The 7,064-nt window shown below is 32.7% G+C and carries 5 protein-coding genes and 1 rRNA gene; 3 read left to right on the top strand and 3 right to left on the bottom strand.

The genetic code is table 11. The annotated features are described in order from the left end of the window. The first annotated feature begins 8 nt into the window (after nt 1–8). Both rrf and pafA read left to right on the top strand, forming a co-directional pair. Nucleotides 9–118 (top strand): 5S ribosomal RNA (rrf, locus tag BSF42_RS05250). Nucleotides 119–294: 176 nt separating this feature from the next. Further along, complete coding sequence (pafA, locus tag BSF42_RS05245) at nt 295–1,914, top strand: alkaline phosphatase PafA (RefSeq protein WP_095952050.1); 1,620 nt, start codon at nt 295–297, stop codon at nt 1,912–1,914. Between the two features lie 126 nt (nt 1,915–2,040). Here the strand turns inward: pafA and ald are convergent, their stop codons facing one another. Then, nucleotides 2,041–3,159 (bottom strand): alanine dehydrogenase, encoded by a 1,119-nt coding sequence (ald, locus tag BSF42_RS05240; protein ID WP_095952049.1) that lies wholly within the window; start codon nt 3,157–3,159, stop codon nt 2,041–2,043. 200 nt (nt 3,160–3,359) lie between these two features. Here ald and BSF42_RS05235 point away from each other — a divergent pair, with 200 nt between their 5' ends. Continuing rightward, a complete protein-coding gene (locus BSF42_RS05235) occupies nt 3,360–3,818 on the top strand; it encodes an Lrp/AsnC family transcriptional regulator (RefSeq protein WP_053474073.1) in 459 nt (152 codons plus the stop codon). 61 nt (nt 3,819–3,879) lie between these two features. Here the strand turns inward: BSF42_RS05235 and BSF42_RS05230 are convergent, their stop codons facing one another. Together BSF42_RS05230 and BSF42_RS05225 are read right to left on the bottom strand one after the other, a co-directional pair. Continuing rightward, complete coding sequence (locus BSF42_RS05230; RefSeq protein ID WP_095952048.1) at nt 3,880–5,328, bottom strand: glyceraldehyde-3-phosphate dehydrogenase; 1,449 nt, start codon at nt 5,326–5,328, stop codon at nt 3,880–3,882. A gap of 222 nt (nt 5,329–5,550) precedes the next feature. After that, entirely contained in the window at nt 5,551–6,951 is a 1,401-nt protein-coding gene (locus BSF42_RS05225) for a trypsin-like peptidase domain-containing protein (RefSeq protein WP_095952077.1), read from the bottom strand. Nucleotides 6,952–7,064 lie beyond the last annotated feature (113 nt).

Below are 7,064 nucleotides of genomic sequence, written 5' to 3'. Positions count from 1 at the left end.
AAAAACCTTAAGGTGGTTATTGCGGCGGGGCTCACCTCTTCCCATCCCGAACAGAGTAGTTAAGCCCGCCTGCGCAGATGGTACTGCAGTTATGTGGGAGAGTATGTCGTCGCCTTTCTTTGAAAAACCCTATCCAAACCGGATAGGGTTTTTTGCTTTTATATGGTTTTCCTAAATAGCCTTTGTTAAAAACGGATACTGTTAAATTATAGTCAATTGTGTGTTCTTCTACATTGATAGTTTAGAAGTTTTGAATTTGAATGAGTATTTTTGTGTTCAAATTATTATTTAAACATGAGAAAAAGTATTTTACTGTTGGCTCTTTTTGTTATCACAAATTTAAGTGCACAACAACGTCCTAAATTAGTTGTAGGTATAGTAGTTGATCAAATGAAAATGGAATATTTATATCGTTTTTCAGATGATTTTTCCCCAAACGGTTTTAAGAAGTTAATGAATAATGGATATGTTTTTCAAAATATGCATTATAATTATATGCCAACATATACTGCTCCAGGACATGCTTCGATTTATACAGGAACTACCCCAGCTACACACGGAATTGTTGGTAACGAATGGTTCAGCAGAACTCTTGGTAAAGAAATGTATTGTACAGATGATGCTGGTGTGAAAACTGTTGGAGATGGAACCGCAGAAGAAGGAGCAATGTCTCCTAAAAATCTTCAAAGTACTACAATTACTGATGAAGTCAGAATGGCGACAAATTTCGCTGGAAAAGTAATCGGAATGAGTCTTAAAGATCGTGGTGCAATTTTACCAGCGGGTCATTTTGCAAATTGGGCATTTTGGTACAGCAAAACAGGTTCATTCATTTCTAGTACTTTTTACGGTGAAAAATTACCAGAATGGGTATCTGAATTCAATAATGAGAAAAATTATCTAACATATATCAATAAAGGCTGGGATTTATACAAACCAGCTTCAGTATATAATGAAAGTCTTCCAGATAATAATCCTTATGAAGGCAAATTATACGGAAGTGCTGCACCTGTTTTTCCATATGATTTAAAATCTATGTATGAGAAAAATGATGCAGGAATTATTCGTGCAACTCCTTATGGAAACGATCTTTTAGCAGACTTTGCAAAAAGAGCAATAGAAAAAGAAGAACTAGGAAAAGATAATATTACAGATTTCTTAACAGTTAGTTTTTCATCTACTGACTATGTTGGACACCTTCTTGGGCCTAGATCAATGGAACTTCAGGATACTTACTTAAGACTAGATCAAACTATTGCTGATTTCTTAGTGTATTTAGATAAAACTGTTGGTAAAGGCAATTATTTATTGTTCCTAACTGCAGATCACGCGGGAGCAGAGAATGTAATTTACTTAAAAGACCGTAAATACAATGTAGACAACTATCCGTCAAAAGAAGTAAAGAAAAGCATGCAGGATTTCTCAGTAAAAACTTTTGGAGTAGATTTAGTTTTAAACTATTCAAACTTCAATGTTTTCCTTAATAAGCAAATCATTAAAGATAAAGGTTTAGAATTAGCAAAAGTTAAAAAAGCTTTTAAAGACTTTTTAATGATGCAGCCTCAAGTTAAAAAGGTTTATACAGAAGAAGAAATTTTGGCTAATGGAGGAAACGACTATTCACTTAATTTTGTAGCTAAAGGATATGATGTTACACAAAACGGTGATTTAGTTATCGTTGATAAACCGGGTGATATTGAATACAGTACTACTGGAACATCTCACGGAACAATTTATAGTTATGATACTCATGTACCGGCTATTTTTTATGGATGGCATATTAAAAAAGGAGAGTCTTACGATAAAAAAGCGATTACTGAAATTGCGCCAACAATAGCTCAGAAAATTAAAGTTACTTTCCCTAATGGAACTGAAGCAAAAGTATTGCAGGAAGTTTTAGATGAAAAGAAATAGTCTCTAATATATCAGTTTTTAAAACCTGTCTTTTAAGGCAGGTTTTTTTATGGCATAAAAAAGGCTTTTCAATTAAGAAAAGCCTTTATAATAGTGACTTAGTAAGCACTTATTTAAGTAGTAGCACTATGCGTTTGCTAATACTATTTCTTCGTTAAAAGGAAGATTCCAAGCTTCAGCAACTCCTTTGTAAAGGATTTTTCCGTTAGCAACATTTAATCCTTTTTTCAATTCTTCATTTTCAGCACATGCTTTTTCCCATCCTTTGTTAGCTAATTGTACAGCATAAGGTAAAGTTGCATTTGTTAAAGCCAATGTAGATGTGTAAGGAACAGCACCTGGCATATTAGCTACACAATAGTGAACAATATCATCTATAATGAAAGTTGGGTTTTCGTGAGTTGTAGGAGTACAAGTTTCGATACATCCACCTTGGTCAACTGCAACGTCAACAACAACTGCTCCCGGACGCATTAATTTCAACATATCACGAGTAATTAAGTGTGGTGCTTTTGCTCCTGGAATTAAAACTGCTCCAACAACTAAGTCAGCATCTTTAATTGCTCTAGTGATGTTATAATGGTTAGACATTTCTGTGTTTACATTAGCTGGCATAATGTCATCTAACTGACGTAAACGAGGTAAGCTTAAATCCATGATAGTAACTTGAGCTCCTAAACCTGCTGCCATTTTTGCTGCTTGAGTTCCTACGATTCCTCCACCTAAAACTAAAACCTTTGCTGGTGGAACTCCAGGAACACCTCCTAAAAGGATTCCTCTTCCTTTCAATGGTTTTTCAAGATATTTTGCTCCTTGTTGAATTGCCATACGACCTGCAACTTCTGACATTGGAACTAATAAAGGTAAACTGCGGTCTGTTTTTTCAACAGTTTCGTAAGCTAAACAAACTGCACCTTTTTCGAGCATTGCATGAGTTAACTCTTCTGATGAAGCAAAGTGGAAGTAAGTAAATAATAATTGATCTTTCTTAATCAATGGATATTCAGAAGCAATTGGCTCTTTTACTTTAATAATCATTTCTGCAATTGCATAAACTTCTTCAATAGTTGGTAAAACTAATGCTCCAGCTTGTGCATATTCGTCATCGCTAAAACCACTTCCTAAACCAGCAGTAGCTTGAACGTACACTGTATGTCCATGTTTTTTCATTTCTGAAACACCAGCAGGAGTCAAAGCAACTCTGTTTTCGTTATTTTTTATTTCTTTTGGAATACCTATTATCATGTTGTTATATTTTTTTGTTTTTATTGAAATTGTTTTACAAAGCTACAGAGAGAGAATAAATTATGGTTTAATGAATGTTAAATAAGAAAATATTATTTTATTTTTTACTTTTACAGAAAAATATTCTTTTTTTGATCTGATTTTATTCGTCAAAAAGAAAAAAAGACTAAAAAGTATGAATCTAATAAAACGTTTTCGTTATGGCTTTAGATGAAATTGACAAAAAAATCTTACGTCTTCTGCAGGAAGATGCACATTATACTTTAAAAGACATCGCAAACAAAATAAACCTGTCTTTAACTCCAGTTCATGATAGAGTGAAACGTCTTGAGAAAGACGGGATTATAGAAAAATATGTGACGATTTTAGATAAGAAAAAACTCGGAAATAATCTCACGGTTTATTGTCAAGTAACATTGACAAAACAAACCTATGATACTTCTGAAGGGTTTAATCAATCGATTTTGAATTTACCAGAAGTTGTTGAGTGTAATTATGTATCTGGAAATTTCGATTACATGCTGAAAATTATTATTCCAGATATGGAAAGTTACCATCATTTTCATCAAAAAAAATTATCTGTTTTACCTGAAGTTTCTTTAATAAATACCGTTTTTGTGATTTCAGAAGTAAAAAGTACCACAGTATTACCTATTTAATATAATGAAAAAACCACCAAGAAATCTTGATGGTTTTAGCAAAATAGTTAGTTTGGTCGAATTAATAATAAGTATAACGTCTTACTTTGGCAATATATTTTGCTAAACGAATAACTTGATGACTATATCCGTATTCGTTATCATACCATATATATAAAACTATGTTTTTTCCATCTTTTGATACAATCGTTGCATTACTGTCATAAATGGAAGGAGCCGAAGTTCCAACAATGTCAGATGATACTAGTTCATTGTTTAAAGAATATTTAATTTGCTCTACCAATTCTCCTTCAAGAGCATATTTCTTCATGATTTTATTAATGCCTGTAATTGACGTTGCCTTTTTAACATCTAAATTCAAAACTACTAGAGAACCATTTGGAACAGGAACTCGAATTGCATTTGAAGTTAATTTTCCTTCTAATGATGGAAGTACTTTTGCAACGGCATTTCCTGCGCCCGTTTCTGTAATCACCATGTTTAAAGCAGCTGCTCTTCCACGACGGTATTTTTTGTGCATATTATCAACCAGATTTTGATCGTTTGTGTATGCATGAATGGTTTCTAAATGGCCTTTTGTAACGCCTAATGTATCTTCAATAACTTTCAAAATTGGTGTAATAGCATTTGTAGTACATGAAGCGGCAGAAAATATGGCAATTTCATCGGGGTTGTATTCGTTTTGATTGACCCCATAAACAATATTTGGAACCCCTTTTCCTGGAGCTGTTAATAGTACTTTTTCTATTCCATTAGATTTTAAATGCTTTTTTAAAGCTTCTTCTGTAGTAAAAGCTCCGGTATTGTCTATAAGTAATGCATCATTTATTTCGTAATGCGTATAATCGATTTCTTCGGGAGAATTTGCTGTTATGATATGAACAGTAGTTCCATTAATTATTAACGCATTGTTTTTTGGATCGGCAATTACAGATCCGTGAAAATCTCCATGTATAGAATCATAACGTAGTAAAGAAGCACGCTTTTCTAAACTAGACACATCATTTTTGTCTCGAGTTACAATTGCTCTCAAACGCAATTGATTTCCTTTTCCAGTTTTAGACATTAATTCTCTCGCTAATAAACGCCCGATTCTACCAAAACCATAAAGGACAACATCTTTAGGTTGAATCTCTTTAGATGATTTTGCTTTCTTCAATTTATCCATAACAAAATATCTTGCATCTGGATATTTTTCATCTTCTAAACGATATTCGTAAGTTAATTTTCCAAGATCTATTTTAGATGGCGGAAGATCTAACGACAAAACGACTTTTGCGATTTCTACAGAATCAAATATTGTGATTGGTTTTCCAACAAATTCACCTGCATATTGATGAAGGTTGATAATGTCGCTGACATTTTTATCGAGCAGCTGGTTTTTAAATAAAACCATTTCTATCGATTTGTCATACCATAAATCACTTATGATTTTAATTAATTCGACACCAGCTCTTCTTCGGTCGACTTGTAATGATACCTCTTTTTGGTACAATGATTTGTTGTTCATAATTTACTTTAATTGAAATAATAAAACGCTCACTTATTTTATAATTTGGCGCAAAAGTATCTATTTCAATCGATTTCGTAAACTATTTAGGCATTTATTTTTGAAAATAAAAAAGCCATCTTAATTTATTTTTTAAGATGGCTTTTTTTAGTTCTCAGTCGCAATTTTAATTTTCAGTTTAAACTGAGACTGTCACTAAATACTGTGACTGAATAATTGGACTTAAATAATGATTCTAAAAATTTCTCCGTTTCTATTGATCATTTCAATTCGAACACTTTGTCCTTCATCCTTTTTACTTAAAAGTTTTGAAACGGTTTCAACATTTGTTGCTTTTACATTATCAATACTTAAAATAATATTTCCTTGCAATTCATTTTGGTACTGCATTAAATTTTCATTAGTGATGTTTTTAATTTTTACACCATAATCAATTCTGAATTTTTTCTTGTCTGCTGCATCGATATTTTCTAACTCGATTCCTTTAAATTCAGCGCTGTAAAATTCATTTTTACTCAAAGTTACAGGAACCGTTTTAGTTTTTCCGTCTTTAACATAAGTTACTTTCACCACATCATTTGGTCGTTTGGTATTAATATAACCTGATAAATCTGCATAAGTAGAAATATTTTGTTCATCCAATTTTATAATAATGTCACCTTTACCCAAACCTGCTTTTTCTGCACCAGAATTTTTAGTAACTCTATTAATATAAAATCCTTGCGTTTCCGTAATTCCTAATTCTTTGGAGGCAGTGCTGTTCAATTCCCCTCCTTCAACTCCTAAAATTCCTCTTTGGACATTTCCAAATTCCATAATATCCTCGATAATTTTACGAGCAATATTAGAAGGAACTGCAAACGAATAACCCACATAAGAACCAGTCATTGAAGAAATCATCGTATTAATACCAATTAATTCTCCTCTGGTATTGACTAACGCACCACCACTATTTCCTGGATTTACGGCAGCATCGGTTTGAATAAATGACTGAATTCCGCTTTGATCTAAATTTCTGGCTTTCGCCGAAACAATTCCGGCTGTTACAGTAGAAGTTAAGTTATACGGATTTCCAACTGCCAATACCCATTCGCCAACTTTTACGCTGTCAGAATTTGCAAAAGCGGTGTAAGGAAGTTTTACATCTGCATCTATTTTCAAAAGCGCGATATCCATTTTAGAATCGGTGCCAATTAACTTCGCTTTATACGATTTTTTATTGTTTAAAGTAATTTCAATTTCTGTAGCATCTTTAATTACGTGATTGTTGGTAACAATATATCCGTCTTCAGAAATAATTACGCCAGAACCAGTTCCTACTTGTTCTTGTTGCTGCTGTCCGCCATAACCATAGAAAAACTCAAGCATTGGGTTGCTTACAGTTCTTCTCGAAACATTTTTTACGTGAACAACGGTATGGATAGTTTTGTCTGCGGCTTCGGTAAAATCGACTGTTTCAGCTGCTAAACCAACATTTTTTCCAAATGAATTGGGGGCAAGAGTAACAACAGAATTTCCTTTTCCAAAAAAAGAATTGTTGCTTTCAAATAATAACTTGTAAGCACCAAGAGTAATAGCACCACTTAATAATGACACTAAAAATAAGGCTGAAAATCTTTTCATATTAGAATTTGTAATTAAGTTATTAGAATTTATGTTCATGTTATTTAACGTAAAATTACTTCAAAAAATTATTTGTAAAAACGGTTTAACTCTCTTTAACAATGATTAACATT

It is taken from the genome of Flavobacterium sp. ACN6, from assembly GCF_002304005.1.
Taxonomy (GTDB): domain Bacteria; phylum Bacteroidota; class Bacteroidia; order Flavobacteriales; family Flavobacteriaceae; genus Flavobacterium.
The sequence above is the reverse complement of the archived record's forward strand: the minus strand, read 5'-3'. Positions and strand labels throughout refer to the sequence as shown.

What these genes read in the sequence shown, in the direction of transcription:
- BSF42_RS05225 (WP_095952077.1), bottom strand. Translation starts at nt 6,951, where the DNA reads ATGAAAAGATTTTCAGCCTTATTTTTAGTGTCATTATTAAGTGGTGCT.
- ald (WP_095952049.1), bottom strand. Translation starts at nt 3,159, where the DNA reads ATGATAATAGGTATTCCAAAAGAAATAAAAAATAACGAAAACAGAGTT.
- pafA (WP_095952050.1), top strand. Translation starts at nt 295, where the DNA reads ATGAGAAAAAGTATTTTACTGTTGGCTCTTTTTGTTATCACAAATTTA.
- BSF42_RS05235 (WP_053474073.1), top strand. Translation starts at nt 3,360, where the DNA reads ATGGCTTTAGATGAAATTGACAAAAAAATCTTACGTCTTCTGCAGGAA.
- BSF42_RS05230 (WP_095952048.1), bottom strand. Translation starts at nt 5,328, where the DNA reads ATGAACAACAAATCATTGTACCAAAAAGAGGTATCATTACAAGTCGAC.